Genomic DNA, 19,982 nt, shown 5'->3' with positions numbered 1-19,982 from the left:
CGTCAGCGCAGGGAGCCGAGGAGGGCAGGCGAGAACGGGGCCAGGTCCCCGGCTCGGCCGTCGCGGATCTTCGCGGCCCATTCGGGATCGGCGATCAGTGCGCGTCCGACGGCAACCAGGTCGAACTCGTCGCGCTCCAGCCGGTCCAGCAGGGGCCGGATGTCCGAGACCCCGGCCGCCTCGCCCCTGAACGCCGCGGTGAACTCATTGTCCAGGCCGACCGATCCGACGGTGATGACCGACTTTCCGGTGAGCTTCTTGGTCCAGCCCGCAAGGTTGAGGTCGGAGCCCTCGAACTCCGGCAGCCAGTAGCGGCGCGTGGAGGAGTGGAAGACATCCACGCCCGCTGCGGCCAGCGGGGCGAGGATCGCCTCGAGGGCCTCGGGCGTGGTGGCCAGGCGTGCGTCGTAGTTGCCCATCTTCCACTGGGAGGTGCGGAAGAGGATCGGGAAGTCGGCCGAGACCGCGCTGCGGCAGGCCGCCACGATCTCGGCGGCAAACCGGGTACGGGCCACCGGATCGCCGCCGTAGGCGTCGCTGCGGCGGTTGGTGCCCTCCCACAGGAACTGGTCGATCAGATAGCCGTGGGCACCGTGCAACTCGATCCCGTCGAAGCCGATCCGCTCGGCGGCCGCCGCCGCAGCGGCGAAGGCCGCGACGAGGTCGTCGAGGTCGCTCTGGGTCAGGGCGTGGCCCGACTCGGAACCGTCCAGTCCGATGCCCGAAGGGCCGACCGGCGGGGCGTCGGGGAACGGCGGCGCGCCCGCGCTCCTGGCCATGCCCACATGCCACAGCTGCGGAACGATCCGCCCGCCCTCCCGGTGGACCGCCTCGGCCACCGCGGCCCACCCGGCCAGGGACTCCTCGCCGTGGAAGCGCGGCACGCGGTCGCTCAGCCCCGCCGACGGGTGGTCGACATACGTGCCCTCGGTGACGATCAGTCCGGTACCGCCGGCGGCGCGGCGGGCGTAGTAGTCCGCGACGTCCGCACCGGGCACACCGCCGGGTGAGAACTCACGGGTCATCGGTGCCATGACGATCCGGTTCGGGACCGTCAGGCTGCCCACCGAGAAGGGTCGGAACAGCGCCTGCGCGGCACGCTCGGCGATGGTGTTGGACTGCACGCTGATACTCCTCATTCCCAGGAGGGCCGCCCTCCCCGGGGCGGCCCTCCTGGGACAACGCCGCGGCCGGGGCGGATTCATCCGCCCCGGCCTGTTGTGCCACTCACACAGCCGCAGGAGGCGAAGCGGTATGCACGGAACCCGCCCGGCCGCAGAACGGCTGTGCGTACCGGGCCCGGCCGGGGCGTACGGGCCCCTTGCCGCGCGCATCGGACAGTGACCGTGTCACTCCGGGGGCGTCGGCATCCCCGGGCCCTTGAACATGGCCTGGACGTCGAGCTCCAGCTTGATGCGGGGGCCCACGACGGCGATCCCGCGGGCCAGCATGGAACGCCAGTTGAGAGTGAAGTCCTCGCGGTGGAGTTCGCTGGTGGCCAGGGCGGCGCAGCGCAACTCCTCGCCGTAGCCGCCGTTGACCATGCCCAGGTAGTTGGTGTCCAACTGCACGGAGCGGCTGATGCCGTGCATGCTGAGCGCACCCTGCACCGTCCACTTGGCGCCGTGGCGGTGGATCAGACGGTCGCTGCTGAAGTGCAGATAGGGGTAGCGCTTCACATCGAGGAAGTCGGCCGACCGCAGATGGGTGTCGCGAGTCTTGTTGCCGGTGGTGATGGAGGCGGCGTCGATGGTGATCTCGATGTGCGAGTCCTCCATCCGCTCCCCGATCCGGATGCCTCCCTTGAAGTTGGTGAACCGGCCGTGGACGTGGGCCATGCCGACGTGCTGCGCGATGAAGCGGATGGCGGTGTGCGGCGGGTCGAAGACCCAGGATCCCGCGATCGGCAGCTCCTTGAGCGGGGACGGCATCAGCTGCACCGATCCGGCGTCGACACGCTCGCCGGATGCCACAGTGACCTCCGAGCGGACCGATTCCAGGCTGTCCGCGCTCACCACCACCTGGTACTGCCCCGGCGGCAGCGTGGCGACGAACCGGCCGAAGGGGTCGCTGGTGGCCGTCACCACCGGGGTACGGGTCACCGCCTCGTAGACGGTGATCTCCGCACCACGCAGCGCGGTGCCCATCGGGTCCAGCACTTCGCAGCTGAGGACGCCCGACCCTCGGGGCGGCGTCGGCAGCAGGGGTGTGCCGCCGCCGCTCGCCCGTGAACGCCTGCCTCGGAGCAGCCCGAGAGGCATCGCCGTCCTCCTTCGCCGGACCGCCCGGAGGGGGATCCTGTCGTTGCCGGCAGGTCGGCGCCTGCTGGCCGACCCGGATCGTCAGTAGGCAGACTATCCCCCTTGACATGCACTTCTTCCGCCGAGGGGTGATCAACGCGTATGAACATCTTCACGACATCGCACGATGTGCGGCGAACCTGCGGTCGACCGTCCCCGCGTGGGCGGCACCGGGCACATCCGGAAGCACGAGTCTGCGGGGCGACGGCGGAGACCGGGTTGGACAGTCCGCAGCAGGGCGGCATCGAGGTGCGGGCCGAGCGGGCCGGTCCGGTCCTTGTCCGTACGTCCGGGCCGATCACCCTGGGCCGGCCGGCCGCCGAAGTGACGGCTGAGAGCGACGGCCCGGCCGCTTCGATGATCGGCGGCGCCCAGGCATCCGGAGGCCGGACGCGCAAGGGAGGGTGGCGGCCGACGCCGGGAGCCGCCGGCGCGGCTCCTCGGCATCGGGCCTGCTACGGCAGCTCCCCCGTGCCTGCCACCGAGCACGTTAGGAGGTGGCGTACCACCCGGACCACCGTGCACGGTGCTCACCCTCGGCTTCCGGCTGTGCACACTGCCCAGACACCGTCCGCACGGCGTGCACCAGGTCGTGGACGCCCTGGCCGGTCGTCAGCAGGTCACGCTGCAGCAGGCGTTCGGCGACGCGCAGCCGGGACCGGACGGTGTTGCGGCTGACGCCCAGCTGCCCGGCGGTCCGCTGGGCGTCGGCGTTGGCCTCGATCCAGGCCCGCGCGGTGACGTACAGGTGGTCGTGCCCGGCGTCGCGGAGCGGCGCCAGGAACGACTCCGCCCAGGTCCTCGCCGGCCGGGTCGCGAGCAGGTCCTCCAGGCTCGGCACAGGCTCCCGGGACTCCGCTGCCTCAGCGGGACCACCGGGATCTCCCGGGTGGAACTGGAGACCCCCGTGGACAGCGCTGAGCGACAGCGCCAGGTCGAGCGTCGCACGGACCCGGACCTCACCGAGGTCCAGTCCCATGGCCTCCTCCGCCCGTTGGCAGTGCGCGGCGACGGTGTTGCGGCTGATCTGCAGCAGGCGGGCCACGGCGGCGCGAGGGAAGGTCACGGCCAGGCGCATGATGTCGACGGTGAGCCTCGGGACGGTGTGCAGCGGCTGCACATACGCACGGGCCCAGGCGACGGCGTCCCGGCTGGGCAGCAGGTCCACCAGTGAGGGCCGGCCCCGGTAGGCCACCAGGCGCCGGGGGGAGTTGCGGGCGACGGCCAGGGCGTGCAGGGCCTCGCCGTAGGCCCTGGCCGTGGCGTCGAGCGGGTGCGGTCTGCTGACGCCCAGCGCATAGGCGGGATTCTCCTCGACCAGGCGCCGCAGTACCGCGCCCCGGCCGAGCCGGCCGGCTGCGTCGGCGTCCTCGGCGACGGGGCATATCAGGTGCTCCTCGAACGCCGGGCAGTGCACCATCAGATCCGGTCCGTGGTATCCGGAGGCGTCCTGATAGGCGCGGACGAGCCGGTCGCGGTCGGCCGGAGGGCAGTGCAGCAGGTACACCCGGGCCCTCTCGGCGGTGAGCAGCGGCGGCACATCACCGGTGGTCATCCGCCTGGCGAGGGTGATGTCCCCCGCCATCAGCGCGGTCAGCACCGCGAACCGCACCTGCCGTGCCTTCTGCTCGAACCCGCGTGAGCTGTCGTCGGCCTCCAGTGCCCGGCCCAGCAGCTCCACCAGACCCCCGGTCCGCGACGCCAGCACGGCTGCCTCCTGCGGCAGCTCAGCGGCGCTGACCGTCACCAGCACCGGCCGCGGCTCACGTCCCGCGAATGCCTCGAGGCGCACCTCCGCCCCGCCCACCCGTGCCGTGGCCGCGGCCAGCCGCCCGGCCGCCAGCCGTCCCAGCTGCTCAGCGAGCGCGTCGAGCACCGCACCGGGAAACCCCGGCGTCGCGGCCTGAACCGTCCCCCTGCCACTGAGCCAGGCGGCCTCCGCCCCGATCCGGCGCCCCAGCCAGCGCAGCACATCGGCGAGCGACCCCTGCCGCCGCACCACCCGCAGCAGTTCGTCGAGATCCTCGGCGTATCCCAGCGTTCCCACGGTCCGACCTCCCGTTTCCCGCGGCCACTGGGTCAAGCCTCGCACCTCTGCACTCCTGCACAACGGGGCAGCCCCAGGGATTCGACGCAGTCGCAGGACGTCCCCGGCCCGACCGGCGGACGGAATTCCGTCCGCCGGTCGGGAGCACCGGTGTGCCGGCATACGCCCTCGACGGCGTGTTCTGATGTCCCGTCATCCATCGGAGGGCCGCCGCCGCGAGCCTCACCGAGGCTGCCCGGCCCACCCGTCCGCGGCGGTCCGGCCCACCCGTCACCAGGGAAGCGGGCCCTCCTCGCTGAAGAACCCGGCGGTGGGTCCGTCCTCGCCGAGCGTGGCCAGGCGCACCAGGACGGCGGCGCCCTGGGCGACCGTGAGGAACCCGGTGTGGTTGTTGCTGTCCGTGTCCACGTAGCCGGGGGCGGCGGCGTTGACCAGGATGCCGTCCTTCCGCAGCTCATTGGCGTACTGCACGGTCAGCGCGGTCAGCGCGCTCTTGGAGGGCGAGTACGCCGCCGACGGCAGCAGTGCCGCCATGGGGCCGTCCGGGTCGCTGGTGAGGGCCAGTGACGCGGCATGACTGCTGACGTTGACGATGCGCGGCGCCGCAGACCGCCGCAGCAGGGGGAGCATGGCGTTGGTCACCGCGATCACCCCGAAGACATTGGTCTCGAACACCCTCCGGACCATGTCCAGGTCGACGGAGCTGGGCACCTGGTCGTGGGCGTCCTGGGGCGAGACCTGCCCGGAGCCGCTGATCCCGGCGTTGTTGATCAGCACATCGAGGCGGCCGAAGCGCTCCTCGATCTGCCGCGCGGCCTCCTGGACGGTGGTCAGGTCGGTGACGTCCAGCGGGACCGTGTGTACGTCGCCGCCTGCCGTGCGCAGCGCGGCCGCGGCCTCCTCCCCGCGCCGCGGGTCTCTGGCCCCGATCAGCACCGTCATGCCCAGGGCGGCGAGTTGCTCGGCAGCCCCACGGCCGATGCCCTTGTTCGCCCCGGTGACCAGGGCGACCTTGCGGTGTGCGGTCTGCTCGCTCATGACCGTCTCTCTCTGCTGGATGGGGTGTTCCTCTCGGAACCGCTCTTCGGGACCCGAGACGAGGCAGCCCGGCCGGCTGTGACATACGGACGGACGTGATCGGGAGGGGATCGTTCCGCGGCAGCACCCGGGGCGGGGCTGCTCGGTGCCCACCGCGGTGACCCGGTTCTGTTGCGGTCCCCGTCTCCGCGAGGCCGTGTGCGCCGGAGCGGCGGAGGATCGGCAGGCGGCTGCGTGGGCTGCGGTCGTGACGAGGCGTCCGGTACCGTCATCCATGACTGATCGTCAGATGCCTGGCTCGTCCGTATGGATGGGCCCGACTCGCCGACGCAGGCATCCGCGACCGTGCGGCAGCAGTTCAGCAGCGACCAGGCGGCCCGTCCGCACCAGACGCACACCTGAGGCAGGGACCATGGCGGACACGGCTCCGGTCGCCGATCTCTCCGGTTGGCACAACGCTCCCTTCGGCTTCGCCGGTCTCATCCACGACTGTTTCGAGAAGGGCGAAGGGCCCGGGGTGGTGCTGATCCCGGAGGTGCCCGGTGTCACGACCGAGGTGCTCGCGCTGGGAGAGCACCTGGTCTCCGAGGGGTTCACCGTGGTGATCCCCTCACTGTTCGGCAGGCCCGGCAAGCCGGACTCTGCGGCCCGTGCGCTGCTTGTGGGTGTCCGTGTCTGCGTCTCCGCGGAGTTCCGAGCGCTGACGACGCATGCCTCCCGGCCGGTCGCCGACTATCTGCGCGCGCTCGCCCGTGACCTGGCCGCACGGACCCCGGCCCCGGGTGTGGGTGTCATCGGTATGTGCTTCACGGGTGGATTCGCCCTGGCCGCCGCCGTGGACGAGGTGGTCCTCGCCCCGGTCATGAGCCAGCCCTCGGTCCCGCTCGCCCTCACCGCCGCCCGCCGTACGGACCCGGGTCTCTCCCCCGCCGAGCTGCGGCAGGTCGCCGACCGGACGAGGAACGCCGGGCTGTGTGTGCTGGGCCTGCGCTTCAGCGAGGACCGGATGGCCCCGGCCGAGCGGTTCGCGACCCTTCGCGAGCAGCTGGGAAGCGCCTTCGAGTGCATCGAGCTCGACTCCTCCCCGGGCAACAGCGCGGGCTTCAGCCGTCATGCGCACTCGGTTCTGACCCATGAACTCCGCGAGACGCCCGGCCATCCCGCCCTCCGGGCCCGAGACGAGGTCGTGGCGTTCCTGAACCGTCGGCTGCGCCCCTGAGTCCGGTACGGGGCCCGGCCCTCCGGACCTCGGCCGCAGGCCTGCGGCAATCGGGCACCCGTCCTCGCCGTACTCGGGCATCGCGGGACGGGTGCGCCGGCGGCTTCGCTGCCGCTCAGGAGGTCGGGGACTCGAAGGTGGCCGGATGGACGCGGTCGAACCAGCGCAGGAAGTCCTGGACCGTCCCGATGCGGGCCACGCGTTCGTACAGGGCGTCACTGTCGTGACCGGGCCTGAAGCGCCCGTATCCGACCGGCTCCCCGCAGCCGCATGCGCATCGCGGGACGGGAACGGTCGACGGGCCGTCGAGGTAGGTGACGACTCCGCGCACCCCGTTCATGGGCGAGGGCCTGGTGACATAGGTGTCGTGGACCGGGTCGCCCGGGGCCAGGATCTCTCCCTCGACCGCCTCATAGGGGCCGGCCGGCACGATGGCGTCGATCCGTAACGCCTGACGGATCACTCCCTCTGCGGAGAAGAGCACATACCGCTCGGCGTGCGCCCGGGACTCGAACCGATAGCAGCCACGGTTGGCCTGATACAGCTGGCTGTCGGTCATCCCCGGGCACCAGCCGGCATAACTGCGGCCGAGAGGGTCGCCCTCCGGATCGAGCGGGTGCATGTGTCCCAGAGCGATATGGATCACGTGATCTCCCGTGTGACGACACGTACGGCCGGGCGGCATCGAGTCCCGCATATGATGTTCGTAATCTCGAACTCCGTCCGTGAAACCGAATAGACTATAGAGCTGACCGCTATGCCGGTCAACGAATTGCGCAGGGCCCGCTGCCGCCGCGCCCGGTCGGCGGTGCGGCAGGGAAACACATCAACCCAGGCGAGAGGAGTGCACCGTGGAACGACAGCGCAGGTCGTGACCGAACATTCGGGAGGGCCAATCGATTTCCGGCCATCGGCGGAAGACATACAGGTCGGCACCGGTGGACACACGTCCTCCCGCACCGCCGGCCAGGCCCCGGAAGGCAGCAGGAAGCCGATCACGACGGCTCCGCCGGCGCGAATTCAGGTTCCGATCGGCGTTTGCGGCGCAGCCCAGCGGTCGCCACCGCTCCGCTGCCCGTCGGCCCCGCTTGTCGTCGGCCCTGAATCCGCCGGGAAGCCCGCCGTCACCCAGTGCGGCCAGGCCTGCGGACCGCATGTCGACGTCCTTGATCGAAATAGGGACGTCCGGTTGTTCTGCCGCATCCTGATGACGAACTCACCCGTGCACGACTGCTGCCCGCTGGTCCACGACCGGCTGCCCACTGGCCGGATTTCCGCTTCACCCCGGTCGCTGTTCCGGGATTGACGGAGTGCGGGTACGTACGGCTCCGCCGCCCGTGCGCACATCCGATCTCCCCCGCCTCTTGCCGAGTGTGCACTCCGCATGCGGCACATCCCCATTCCAGCGATCACCGGGGAACTCCTTCCCGCCCTGGGAAGTGTCGGGAGAAGCCCCGACGCCGAAGCGTCCACCCCTGGCGCCGCCCCGCCCCCGGCGCCCAGCACCCGGCACCCGGCCGCACAGAGGGCCGCGCCATCGGTCAGCGATGGCGCGGCCCCGTGCCGTGCGGGTGTTACGGGATGGCTGCGGTGGTGGTCAGGACCAGGGCTGAGCGATCACCCAACTGGTGTCATCGCTCCAGGAGGTGGCGCTGTCCCAGGTGTTCGAACCACCGTCGGAGGCGATGTAGACGGTGTAGCTGTAGTGGCGCAGGTACTTGGTGCTGTAGTTGGCGGACTGGAAGGAGTAGCCCTGCCCGTTGTGGCCCGCCTGCGGACAGAACGTGGCGTCCTGCGCGAACTGCGAGGTGCTGTCGTTGGCGTTCAGGTGGAGCTGGTAGTTGTAGTGCCGCAGATACTGGCCGGAGTCGTTGGCCGACTCGAAGGACACACACGAGCTGTTGGACAGACCCGCCCGCACGATCCAGGTGGCATCGGCCTTGTCCGTCGCCGAACTGGACGAGGAGATCCCCGAGATCACCACATTGGTGTCGGCGTCGTCGTGCCGGATGTAGTCACCGGTGCAGCACGCGGTCGTGGCCTGCAGGGAGATCCGCGAACCGGGCGTCAGCGATCCCGAACCCGAGGACGACGAGGTCGTGTAGCCGACCGAGCTGATGTTGGCCTGCACGGCGTTCTCGGTGGCGTCCGAGGGGTAGCCGGAGGTCATCACGCCTTCGTAGAAGGTGCCGGCGGAACCCTTGCTGTTGTCACCGCCGATGCCGAGGATGATGGCCCCCTCCTTGTGCATCGGGTTGTAGCCCGAGACGTTCGGGCGCGCTCCGCTGTAGAAGGTCGACAGGCCGCCCGACTGCGCGTTGCCGCCGCGGATCGCCCACTGGTTCTGCCCGCCCTTGACCATGGCGGTCAGGAACCGGTAGTTCACGGAGGGGTCATTGGCGTTGTAGCCCGCGTTCACCCCGGAGAAGAGGCCGTTCTCGAGGTCGGCCATGACCCAGGGGCCGTTGCCGGCGCCGTAGCCCCAGACCTTGATGTTGCCGAAGTAGATGGCCTCCATATGGCCGTTGCCGGTGTCGTTGTTGCTGGTCTCGGCGTTGCCGTAGTCGAAGCAGCAGCCACCGTTGTAGTGCGTGCCGTCGAAGATCGCGTACATGCCCTCCGACTGGTCCCCGGTCGCGATGCCCGAGGTGTGGTCGTTGCGGTAGCCGGTGCCGGCGGCGACATAGACCCCGTAGGCCTTGTGGCCGTTGACCGTGATCGGCGCCGCGGTCGCGTTCGCGAGGTTGTCGGGTCCGCCGGCCGCGCCGCCCCCGGGAGCCTGGGTGAGGTTGTTGCCCCGGCCGGACTGGTCGTAGATGACGGTGATGACGCAGGTCGTGCCGGAGCAGAACGAGTCCTGCGTGGCCGCGTTGGCGTAGCCGCCCGCGCTCAGGACGCCGATGTCGCGGGTGGTGTTGTCCGACGAGCGCCTGACCTGGTAGAGCGCGCCGTTGTACGACGAGTAGAGCGCACGGGTGGTGCTGTGCGCCGCCACACAGGCCGTGCCACCGGACGCATAGAGGTCGCAGGGCAGCGTCCCGGCGGCCTGCGCGGTCTGGGCACCGCCCGCCACCGCGCCGGCGATGAGCACGACGGCCGCGGCAGCGGACAGCGCGCACCTCCTGAGGCGCTTCAGTAGTCGAGCCGTGATGGGTGCGGACACAGAGTCCTCCTAGAGGGGAGCCGGGTACGGAGCCCGGCGCATGGGAGCGGGCCGCCGGACGCCATGGGCTCCGGCACGCACGGTGGTGCGGGCGGTCCCTGGACACGGGGAGACAGCCGCCCGGGCAGCAGGGCCTCGGCGCGGGAGGAGTCCTCGGGCGCCGGTTCAGCCGCGACGCGCGACGCTTCTGGCCCTGAGCCGGTCGGCGGTGATGGCCAGGCCCAGCACACAACCGAGCACGATGTTGGTGTAGTTGGAGTTGATCTGAAGCGTGGTCAGCCCGTTGTTGATGAGCTCCAGCAGGACGGTGCCCGCCACGATGCCCAGGATGCGGCCCTGCCCTCCCACCAGGCTGACACCGCCGATGACGGCGGCCGCGATCGCCGACAGCTCCCAGCCCACCCCGACCCCGCTGGCCGAGCCGACACCCATCCGCCCGAGCACCAGGATCCCGGCGAAGGCGGAGAGCAGGGAGCTGGTGATGTACATCGACACGACGCGGCGGCTGCCGCGGATACCGGCGAGACGGGCGGCTTCGGGGTTGCCGCCGACCGCGTAGACCTGCCGTCCGGCGTAGGTGCGCTCCAGGAAGAACCACGCGGCGACGGCCACCACCGCGAAGATGATCAATGGCAGGGGGATCTGCGCGACATAGGTCTGCCCGAGGTCGCTGAAGGTCCCGCCGATACCGGTGATGGAGGTACCGGAGGTGATGGCCAGGGTGACCCCCTGGGCGACGGTGTAGGTGACCAGGGTGACCACGAACGGCGGCATCCTCAGCCGGGTGACGGCCAGTCCGTGGACCAGGCCCACCGTCCCGGCGATGGCCAGCGTGACCAGGATCGCCAGCACCGGCGGCAGTCCGGCACGCACATTGAACCAGGACATCAGGATGACGCTGGTGCCCAGCAGCGCGCCCACCGACAGGTCGATCCCGCCGGTGAGGATCACCAGGGACTCCCCGATGGCGATCAGTCCGTACTGGGCCAGGTCGAAGCCCATGCCCTGGAGGTTGACCGCGCCGGCGAACGTGGGCTTGTCCAGCGCCAGGGCCACAAAGACCGCCACACAGGCCGCGACCACCCCGACCTCGGGCGTCTCGGCCAGGCGGCGCAGCAGCGGTCTGCGGACCTCCCCTCCGGCATCCACGTCGGTCTCCGCCGGTGCGGTGCTGGTGTTCATGCCCCTGCCCTCCCCTGCGTCGCCGCACCGGTGGGCGTTCCGGCCGCCGCGGTCATGATCGCTTCCTTGCTGAACCGGTCGCGCGGGATGTCGGCGACCACCCGGCCGTGCGCCATCACCACGATGCGGTGGCAGATCCACAGCAGCTCCTCCAGCTCGGAGGAGGCCACCAGGACCGCCAGACCGTCCTGCGCCGCCGTGTCGATGAGGCGGTAGATCTCCGCCTTGGCGCCCACGTCGACCCCGCGGGTGGGCTCGTCGAGCAGCAGCAGCCGGGGATCGGCGGCGAGCCAGCGGCCGAAGACCGCCTTCTGCTGGTTGCCCCCGGACAGGTCGCTGATCAGCTGCTCCTGGCTGTGCAGCCGGACACCCAGGTCCTTCACGATCCTGGCGGCGTGCTCCTTGTCGGCACGCGGGCGCAGGACACCCCTGCTGCTGATCCGTCGCAGCGTGCTGAGGGTGACGTTCCAGCGCACGGAGTGCGCCGGCAGCAGCGACTGGACCTTGCGGTCCTCCGGCACCAGCCCGATCCCTGCCTCGACGGCGTCCGCCGGGTGGCGGGGCCGGAAGTCGGCCCCGCCGAAGACCACCGAGCCGCCGGTGCGGGGCTGGGCGCCGATCACCGTGTGCAGCAGACGGCTGCGCCCGGAGCCCATCAGTCCGGCGACACCGACGATCTCCCCCGCATGCACATCGAGGTCGACCGGTCCCAGGCCGTCCGCGGTCAGGCCGCGGACCGACAGCGCGGTGGTCCGCTCCACCGAGGAGGGCGGAGTGAGGTCAGCGCGGGCGAGTTCGCTGCCGACCATCTCCCGGATCATCCGCTCCTCGGTCGCCTCCTCCGGCGTCAGGTCGGCCACCAGACGGCCGCTGCGCAGCACGATCACGCGGTCGGCGATCGCCTTCACCTCGTCCAGGCGGTGGCCGATGAACAGCACCGCTCCCCCGGCTGCGGCGTGGGCCCGCGCCAGGTCGAGCACCCGCTCGGCCTCCACCGGCCCCAGGGAGGAGGTCGGCTCGTCGAGGATCAGCACCACCGGGCGGTGGCCCCAGGCCTTGGCGATCTCGATCATCTGCCGGACCGGCACCGGGAACCGCTCCACCGGCCGGTCGACATCGACATGGTGCACGCCCACCTCGGCCAGCAGCGCCCGCGCCTCCGCCCGGGTGCCGGAGCGGTCGAAGACCACCCGGCCCGTCAGCCGCGAACCGGCCCGCGCCGGACGGCGCCCGAGCAGCAGGTTCTCCGCCACGCTCAGCTGGCCGACCAGCGGGAACTCCTGGGCGACCAGCGCCACGCCCAGTTCCCTGGAGTGGGCCGGACGCCCCGGCTGGAGCGGCTGCCCCGCGATGTCGATGGTGCCGGTGGTGGGAGTGATGGTTCCGGACAGCACGCCCATCAGCGTGGACTTGCCCGCTCCGTTCTCACCCACCACCGCGACGATCTGACCGCGGGAGAGGTCCAGCCGTGGGATGTCCAGCACCTTCACCGGGCCGTATGCCTTGCTGACGTCCAGGAGCGAGACCGCGCTGCCGCCGGGGGTGCCGGCTCGGGTGTCGGTCGGCGGTTCCATCAGCCGATTCCCAGGTCCTTGAGCTTGGCCTGGTAGTCGGTGAGGTTGCCGCCGGTGACCAGGCCGACCCCGGAGGAGAGGGTGGTGCCGTCGGACTCCAGGTAGGGCTGGACGAGCTTGAGGGTGGCGTCCTTGCCGAGGACCTTGAGCGCGGCCAGCAGATAGGCGCCGGTGTAGCCCTGCTGGTACGGCTCCTGGACGACGGTGGCCTGGATGACGCCGGACTGGATGAACTTCAGCGTCTGCGGGTCGCTGTCATCGGAGATGATCTTGATGTGGCCGGACTTGCCGGCCGCCTGGACCGCCTGGCCGGCGGACGGCCCGTCGTAGGAGTACACCCCGTAGAGGCCGTTGATGTCGGGGTTGGTCTGGAAGGCGGTCTGCGCGTTGGACAGTGCCTTGGAGGCGTCCATACCGTCGCTGAGCTTCTGCACGACCTTGATGTCCGTGCCCTTGATGGCGTCCTCGAAGCCCTGGATCCGCTCGACCGCGTTGGACGCCGTGAGCGAGCCGACCAGGACGACCACCTGGCCCTTGCCGCCGAGCGCCTGCTTCATCGCCTCGCCGGCCTTCTGGCCCGCCTGGTAGTTGGGCGTACCCAGGTAGAGTGCCGCGCCGTCCTCCTTGGGCAGCGGGGAGTCGATGGCCAGGACCGGGATCCCCGCCTTGTTCGCGGAGTCGATGGGCGCCTTGATGGCGGTGGGGTCGATGGCCGAGACGCTCATGCCGGTGATGCCCTGGCCGCGCAGCGTCTGGATGATGGAGAGCTGCTGGTCGAGACGGCCGTTGGCCGGAGCCTGGTAGGTGCCCTTCACCCCGAGGTCGGCGAGACCCTTGTTGAAGCCGGTCTTGCCGGCGTTCCAGTAGTCGACGGCGACGTTGACCACCATCGCCTCGTTGAGCTTGGACACGTCCTTGCCCGCCAGTGCGGCCTTGAGGGCCGCATCCAGCTTTGCCAGGTTGGCGTCGTTGAAGGTGATGTCACCCTGGATCGACACCGCCGGCGAGCCGCTGGCGGTGTTCCCCGTGCTGGTGTCCGACGAGGAACCGCCCGCCCCGCTCTTGCTGCACGCACCTGCGGTGACGACCACCGCCGCCGCCATGGCGGCGGCACCCCAGCGTCCGAATCTCCGGCTACCGGAACGCACATCACGCATGATCGACTTCCTGTCCAGAAGGGGCCTCACGGCCTGTTAGCGCTCACATGATGTAGAGCAGAGTTGTGGTCCTCCATGGGAGGCCGCACTTGAATCCGCACGTCTCACGGCCTGCACCGCACAAGCTGAACAGCAGCACCGACCATTGGTCAGAGCCGAGCCGGGGTGTTCCATTGCCGCATCGCCGCTTGCCTTCGCAGACCCCGGCAAGGGGTTCGCCTGCGGCACACCGGGGCCCGGAGTCCGCGGGATCGCTCCCGCGTTCGTCGTGCGCTCCATCGCCCTGGCAGAGATTGTTAGCGTTCACCGCCATGGCGTCAAGGTGTTGCGCCGAAGAAACAGGACGAGGGGGGCAGGGCGCTCCACGGCACTGCTGTTCCCATGCGTTCTCTTCTGATGCATCGTCAATCATGAACAGACACAGGAGAGTTGAGTTTCGGAGCACGCACGCCGGGGCCGTTCCCCGGGCCTCGGCGGAACGCCGGCAGCGGGCCGCACGGCCGCCCCGCGGCCATCGGCCGCCGGATCGGCCAGGGCGCCCAGGGCCTCCCATGGACCGGGCGGATGCCGTCCGCGGACATGCCTGCGGCCGGACGGGCCAGGGGCGCGCCCGTCCGGCAGGGTTGCGCGGGCGGGCCCGGTCAAAGGCCGCCCGCAAGCCGGTAGTAGGCCTGGTTCCAGCGGATCTCCTTGGTGAACTCCCGCATGGTGGTGTCGTCGTCGATCAGTAGCAACTCGGTGCCCAGCATGTCGGCGAGGTCCCTGAGCTCCTCGGCACCCACCGCGCTGGACAGCACGGTGTGGTGCGGGCCGCCGGCGGTCAGCCAGGCCTCGGTGGAGGTCGGCAGATCGGGAGCGGGTCTCCAGACGGCACGGGCGACGGGGAGCCTGGGCAGGGGTTCCGGCGGCGGCACCACGTCGATCCGGTTGGCGACCAGCCGGAACCGGTCGCCCATGTCGGCCAGGCCGACCACCAGGGCCGGACCGGGCTGTGCGTCGAAGACCAGGCGCACCGGGTCCTCACGGCCCCCGATACCCAGCGGATGGATCTCGCACGAGGGCTGCCGGGCGGCGATGGTCGGGCAGACCTCCAGCATGTGGGCGCCCAGGATGAGCTGGCTGCCGGGGGCCAGATGGTAGGTGTAGTCCTCCATGAAGGAGGTGCCGCCGGCACGGCCGGCGCCCATGGCCTTGAGCGTGTGCAGCAGCGTGGAGGTCTTCCAGTCCCCCTCGCCGCCGAAGCCGTAGCCGTCGGCCATCAGGCGCTGCACAGCCAGGCCGGGCAGCTGGCGCAGGCCGCCGAGGTCCTCGAAGTTGGTGGTGAAGGCATCGAAGCCGCCCCCCGTGAGGAAGGTCCGCAGGCCGAGTTCGAGACGCGCGGCGTAGCGCAGGGAGTCGTGCCGGACGCCGCCGGGGGACAGTTCGGGCGCCAGGCGGTAGGCGGCGGCGTACTCCTTGACCAGTCCGTTGACCGCCGCGTCGTCGACCGCGTCGACCACCTCCACCAGGTCGTTGACGCCATAGGTGTTGACCGAGACCCCGAAGCGCAGCTGGGCCTCCACCTTGTCCCCCTCGGTGACGGCGACATCGCGCATGTTGTCGCCGAACCGCGCCACTCTCAGCCGGCGCAGGGCCTCATGGCCGAGTGCCGCGCGCATCCAGGCGTGGATACGGGGGACCACCGCCGGGTCGGACACATGGCCGGCCACCGTCTTGCGTGCGATGCGCAGCCGGGCCTGGATGTACCCGAACTCGCGGTCGCCGTGGGCGGCCTGGTTGAGGTTCATGAAGTCCATGTCGATGGTCGACCAGGGCAGGTCCACATTGGCCTGGGTGTGCAGGTGCAGCAGGGGCTTGCGCAGCGCGTCGAGCCCGGCGATCCACATCTTGGCCGGGGAGAAGGTGTGCATCCATGCGACCACTCCCACGCACGCCGGGTCGGAGTTGGCCGCCAGCATCGTCCGGGCGATGGCGTCCGCGTCCGTGAGCACGGGACGCCAGCGGACCGCTGCGGGGCTGCCCGGGGCGTCGGCGAGCCTGTCGCAGATACCGCGGGACTGCTCGGCGACCTGGCGGAGGGTGTCCTCCCCGTACAGGCCCTGACTGCCGGTGAGGAACCAGACCTCGTGTTCGTCGGACGGTGTCATGCTGTCAGGCTCCTCGGTCGGCGGACGGTGCGGACTGGCCGTACACGTTCTGATAGCGCTCGTGGAGACGGTCGACGGCGGACCGGTCGATGGGCAGCGGTTCGCCGAGCTGCCGGGAGATGTGCACGGTGCGTGCCACGTCCTCGCACATCACCGCGGCCTTGACCGCGGCCCGGGCGTCCTTGCCGATGGTGAAGACGCCGTGGCTGCGCATCAGCACCGCGGGCGAGCGGTGGCCGGTGAGGGTCTCCACGATGCCTTTGCCTATGGAGTCGTCGCCGATCAGTGCGAACGGGCCGACCGGGATCTCGGCTCCGAACTCGTCGGCCATCGCGGTCAGGACGCAGGGCACCGGCTCGGCGCGGGCCGCCCATGCGCACGCGTATGTCGAGTGGGTGTGCACCACCCCGCCGACCTCGGGCATGTGCCGGTAGACATAGGCGTGCGCGGCGGTGTCGGACGACGGGGACAGGTCCCCCTCCACCGTGCGGCCGTCGAGATCACAGACGATCATGCTCTCGGGGGTCAGCCGGTCGTAGTCGACGCCACTGGGTTTGATGACGAAGAGCTCGGTCCCGGGGACCCGTGCCGAGACGTTTCCGGCCGTCCAGACCACGAGGTTGTAGCGGACCAGTTCCTGGTGCAGATCACTGACCTGCTGCTGCAGCCGTGCAACGGCTAAGGCGACGGGAGACGGAGACGGAGGTGGATTGCCGTGCATGGGCGGACCTCGATGTCAGGAGAGGGGACCGGAAGGTGAGCGCTCACATCGCGCGGGTGAGCGCCGGGTGAGCGCTCACATCGGAGGGGGCGGGGCCGCTACGCCTGATCACGCAGGGCTCTGAGGCGGTGCATGACGTCATTGCCACCACGGCCGAAGTGGTCGTGCAGGGTGCGGTATTCGGCGTACAGACGTTCATACGCGGCGGCACGCGCCGGGTCGGGGGTGTACGCCCGGCGCTCCAGGCGGCCCATCGCGGCCGAGGCGGCGCGGATGTCGGGATGGGCGCCGGCCGCCACCGCCGCATGGATGGCCGCACCCAGGGCCGGGCCCTGCTCCGAGACCAGCAGGTTGACCGGCCGGTTCAGCACATCGCTGTAGGTCTGCATCAGGAAGGCGTTCTTCAGCAGCCCACCCGCGGCGGTGAACTCGGTGACCGGCACCCCGGCCTGCTCGAAGGTCTCGACGATGGTGCGGGTGCCGAACGCGGTGGCCTCGACCAGCGCCCGGTAGACGTCCTCGGGACGGGTGTCGAGGGTCAGGCCGACGATCAGTCCGGACAGGTGGTGGTCGACCAGCACCGACCGGTTGCCGCTGTGCCAGTCCAGCGCCAGCAGGCCGTGGGCACCGACCGGTTGCGCGGCCGCCTTCTCGGTGAGCAGCTGGTGCAGTGAGATCCCGCGCCGCCCGGCCTCGTCGGCGTACTCCTGCGGCGCGGCCGTCCGCACCGCCCAGGCGAAGATGTCGCCCACGCCGCTCTGGCCGGCCTCGTAGCCCCACAGCCCGGGCACCACGCCGTCGCGCACCACCCCGCACATGCCCGGCACCTCGGCCAGCACATCGGAGTTGAGGATGTGACAGGTCGAGGTGCCCATGATGGCCAGCAGATGGCCCGGGTCCAGGGCCTGCGCGGCGGCACTGGTGACATGGGCGTCGACATTGCCCACCGCGACGGTGGTCCCCTCGGGCAGGCCGGTCAGGGCGGCGGCTGCCGCGCTCAGCCGGCCCGCGGGGGCACCCAGCGGCGAGAGCGGATGGTCGAGTTTGGCGGTGAACTTGCTGAAGCCCGGGTGGACGGAGGCCAGGAACTCCTCGTCGGGGTAGGCCCCGTCCTGGTGGATGCCCTTGTACCCGGCCGTGCACAGGTTGCGGTTCTCCTCCCCCGTCAGCTGCCATACGATCCAGTCGGCGGCCTCGATCCAGCGGTCCGCGGCCTCGTACACCTCCGGGTCCTCGTGCAGCAGTTGCAGCGCCTTTGCGTACTGCCACTCGCTGGAGATCCGCCCGCCGTAGCGGGCCAGCCAGCGCTGCCCCGACTCCTCGGCCCGGCGCACGATCAGGTCCGCCTCGGGCTGGGCTGCGTGGTGCCGCCACAGCTTGGGGTACGCATGCGGCCGGTCGGCGAAGGCCGGCTGCTCGCTGAGCGGGGTGCCGTCCCGGGTGGTGGGCAGGACAGTGCAGGCGGTGAAGGCGGTCGCGATGCCCACCACCTGCCGAGGCTGCACCCCGGCCGCGGCAAGAGCCTCCGATACGGCGTGACGCAGCACATCACGCCAGTCCTGGGGGATCTGCAGCGCCCAGTCGGCGGGCAGCGCCCGGCCGCCCGGCAGGGCGCGCTCCACCACGGCATGGCGGTACTCGTGGACTGCGCTGCCCAGCTCCCGGCCGTCCTCCACTGCGACAACGAGGGCTCGGCCCGACAGCGTCCCGAAGTCGACGCCGACGGTGACGGCGGGCGGATCGGTCGTCATGGTTGTCTCCTGAAATGAAGGTGAGGTCCCGGCGGACCACCGAAACCATGAAGGCACCAGGTCAGGACGGTGTGCTGCTGCTGCGCACAATCAGCCGCGGCTCGATCACGACCCGCTCGGCCTCACGGCTGGTCCCCGACTCCAGCCGGCTGATCAGCAGCCGGATGCTGGCCTGGCCGACCGCCGCGAAGTCCTGGCGCACGGTGGTCAGCGGCGGGGCGAAGAACTCGGCCTCGGGGATGTCGTCGAACCCGGCGATGGCCACCTGGCCCGGCACCGAGAGTCCGGCCTCCCGGAAGGCCCGCATGACACCCAGCGCCATCTGGTCGTTGGCGACGAACACCGCGCTGACACCGGTCGCACCGCGCCGCGCCGTACCCGCCACCACCCGCCCGGCCAGCTCCTGCCCGGCCCGGTAGCCCGACAGCGGCGTCCAGTCACCCACGAGCGGCAGGGGCACCTCGGCCCCGGCCTCCTCCAGGGTGGCCCGCCAGCCGTCGACCCGCGCCCCGGCCTCCAGCCAGTCCGGCGGCCCGGCCACATGCCAGACGGTGCGGTGCCCGGCGGCCAGCAGGTGGCCGGTCACCAGACGGGCGCCCAGGTCCTGGTCGACCGAGACCCCGGGTATCGGCAGCGAGTGACCGCCCTCCACGGTCACCACCGGGAACGGCAGCCGGAGTTCGGCCAGCGCGGCGACGGCCGCGCGGTGCGGCACTATCACCACGATGCCCTCCACGCCCCACTCGCTGAGGTGGTCGATCGCCTCCTCCAGCGCCTTGGGGGTGAACCGGCGGAGCGTGACCGCGGAGACCATGTACCCCTCGTCCCGGGCCGCCTCCTCAAGGCCGAACAGGGTGCTCGCCGGGCCGAACAGCGTCGGGTTGCACGCCACCACCCCGAGGGTGAGTGTGCGCCGCGTGACCAGGGCCCTCGCCGAGGAGTTGCGCCGGTACCCCAGCTGCTCGATCGCCCGCAGCACCTCGGCCCTGGTCGACTCCCGCACGTTGGGGTGGTTGCTCAGCACCCGTGAGACGGTCTGGTGCGACACGCCCGCGACCTGGGCGACGTCCGCCATGGTGGGGGCTCGGTGAGGTCCGGCGCTCTCCGCGGTCTGTGACATGCTCCTCCGATCCGTGATGCTGTTATTGTTAGCGTTCACAGACCGGGCAGTCAAGGTGCTGCGACACCAAGGACGGCACCTGTGCGGCCCGGCCGTTCCGGGGCCGGGCGGCCCGCCGGCGGCAGACGGTGCCGGCGCGCCCGCCGCAGGCCCCCGCTCCGCGGACCGCCCCGTACGGTCCAGGCCTTCGGCGGCTGTGCGTTGGCGGCCCAGCGGCCCGGCCGGCGCAGCGCGCCCCGGCCTCGCGCGGGACCGCACCGATGCGGGAACCCGCCCGCAGCACCCCGGGGCCATGAGGCCCCGGCATCCGCACCCGATGAGCCGGAACCGAAGCCTCACTTCTCCCCTGCGGTCAAGGACACCAACTCGACCTGTTCTCAGGCATGTTGATGGAGAACCCCTACTTGACGACATGAACGCACAGGAGTTACCTGTTTCACACACATGCGGGTCACAGCCGAACCTGTCCCGACAGCGCATGCCCCACATCCCGCCGAGGCCGCACATCCGCGGCTGCCGCTGGATCCCGACTGCCAGGTGGGTGCACTCCGGGATCAGGGCCC

At 70.9% G+C, this 19,982-nt stretch carries 14 protein-coding genes; 1 reads left to right on the top strand and 13 read right to left on the bottom strand.

Going from position 1 to position 19,982, the window contains the following annotated elements; genetic code table 11:
- Positions 1-2: 2 nt before the first annotated feature.
- From AB0761_RS33200 to AB0761_RS33185, 4 genes are all read right to left on the bottom strand, one after another.
- Complete coding sequence (locus tag AB0761_RS33200) at positions 3-1,139, bottom strand: NADH:flavin oxidoreductase (RefSeq protein WP_377272951.1); 1,137 nt, start codon at positions 1,137-1,139, stop codon at positions 3-5.
- A 210-nt stretch (positions 1,140-1,349) separates the two neighbouring features.
- Positions 1,350-2,261 (bottom strand): YceI family protein, encoded by a 912-nt coding sequence (locus AB0761_RS33195; RefSeq protein ID WP_377272950.1) that lies wholly within the window; start codon positions 2,259-2,261, stop codon positions 1,350-1,352.
- A 529-nt stretch (positions 2,262-2,790) separates the two neighbouring features.
- On the bottom strand, positions 2,791-4,347 hold the full coding sequence (locus tag AB0761_RS33190; protein ID WP_377272949.1) for a helix-turn-helix domain-containing protein: 1,557 nt from the start codon (positions 4,345-4,347) through the stop codon (positions 2,791-2,793).
- Positions 4,348-4,617: 270 nt separating this feature from the next.
- Positions 4,618-5,385, bottom strand: coding sequence for an SDR family oxidoreductase (locus AB0761_RS33185; RefSeq protein WP_377272948.1), 768 nt, complete (start codon positions 5,383-5,385; stop codon positions 4,618-4,620).
- A gap of 412 nt (positions 5,386-5,797) precedes the next feature.
- On the opposite strand from AB0761_RS33185, the gene AB0761_RS33180 reads away from it, so the two are divergent.
- Positions 5,798-6,604, top strand: a complete 807-nt coding sequence (locus AB0761_RS33180; protein ID WP_377272947.1) for a dienelactone hydrolase family protein — start codon at positions 5,798-5,800, stop codon at positions 6,602-6,604.
- Between the two features lie 115 nt (positions 6,605-6,719).
- Here AB0761_RS33180 and AB0761_RS33175 read toward each other — a convergent pair whose 3' ends face one another.
- The 9 genes from AB0761_RS33175 to AB0761_RS33135 form a co-directional block, all read right to left on the bottom strand.
- Positions 6,720-7,163: a hypothetical protein gene (locus AB0761_RS33175; RefSeq protein WP_377272946.1), complete on the bottom strand. Its 444-nt coding sequence runs from the start codon at positions 7,161-7,163 to the stop codon at positions 6,720-6,722.
- A gap of 1,038 nt (positions 7,164-8,201) precedes the next feature.
- Complete coding sequence (locus tag AB0761_RS33170) at positions 8,202-9,767, bottom strand: alpha-L-arabinofuranosidase B (protein WP_377272945.1); 1,566 nt, start codon at positions 9,765-9,767, stop codon at positions 8,202-8,204.
- 165 nt (positions 9,768-9,932) lie between these two features.
- The gene (locus AB0761_RS33165) at positions 9,933-10,949 is read right to left on the bottom strand and encodes an ABC transporter permease (RefSeq protein ID WP_377272943.1); all 1,017 of its coding nucleotides are present in this window, start codon (positions 10,947-10,949) and stop codon (positions 9,933-9,935) included.
- Entirely contained in the window at positions 10,946-12,523 is a 1,578-nt protein-coding gene (locus tag AB0761_RS33160) for a sugar ABC transporter ATP-binding protein (protein ID WP_377272942.1), read from the bottom strand. The genes AB0761_RS33165 and AB0761_RS33160 overlap by 4 nt, the downstream gene beginning before the upstream one ends.
- Complete coding sequence (locus AB0761_RS33155; RefSeq protein WP_377272941.1) at positions 12,523-13,680, bottom strand: substrate-binding domain-containing protein; 1,158 nt, start codon at positions 13,678-13,680, stop codon at positions 12,523-12,525. Before AB0761_RS33155 ends, AB0761_RS33160 begins: the two co-directional genes overlap by 1 nt.
- A gap of 641 nt (positions 13,681-14,321) precedes the next feature.
- A complete protein-coding gene (araA, locus tag AB0761_RS33150) occupies positions 14,322-15,827 on the bottom strand; it encodes an L-arabinose isomerase (RefSeq protein ID WP_377272940.1) in 1,506 nt (501 codons plus the stop codon).
- A gap of 4 nt (positions 15,828-15,831) precedes the next feature.
- Complete coding sequence (locus AB0761_RS33145) at positions 15,832-16,548, bottom strand: L-ribulose-5-phosphate 4-epimerase (protein WP_377272939.1); 717 nt, start codon at positions 16,546-16,548, stop codon at positions 15,832-15,834.
- 98 nt (positions 16,549-16,646) lie between these two features.
- Positions 16,647-18,299, bottom strand: a complete 1,653-nt coding sequence (gene araB / locus AB0761_RS33140) for a ribulokinase (RefSeq protein ID WP_377272938.1) — start codon at positions 18,297-18,299, stop codon at positions 16,647-16,649.
- Between the two features lie 61 nt (positions 18,300-18,360).
- Positions 18,361-19,419, bottom strand: coding sequence for a LacI family DNA-binding transcriptional regulator (locus tag AB0761_RS33135; protein ID WP_377272937.1), 1,059 nt, complete (start codon positions 19,417-19,419; stop codon positions 18,361-18,363).
- Positions 19,420-19,982: the final 563 nt, after the last annotated feature.

Source organism: Peterkaempfera podocarpi (assembly GCF_042466665.1).
GTDB classification, from domain to species: Bacteria; Actinomycetota; Actinomycetes; order Streptomycetales; family Streptomycetaceae; genus Peterkaempfera; species Peterkaempfera podocarpi.
The sequence above is the reverse complement of the archived record's forward strand: the minus strand, read 5'-3'. Positions and strand labels throughout refer to the sequence as shown.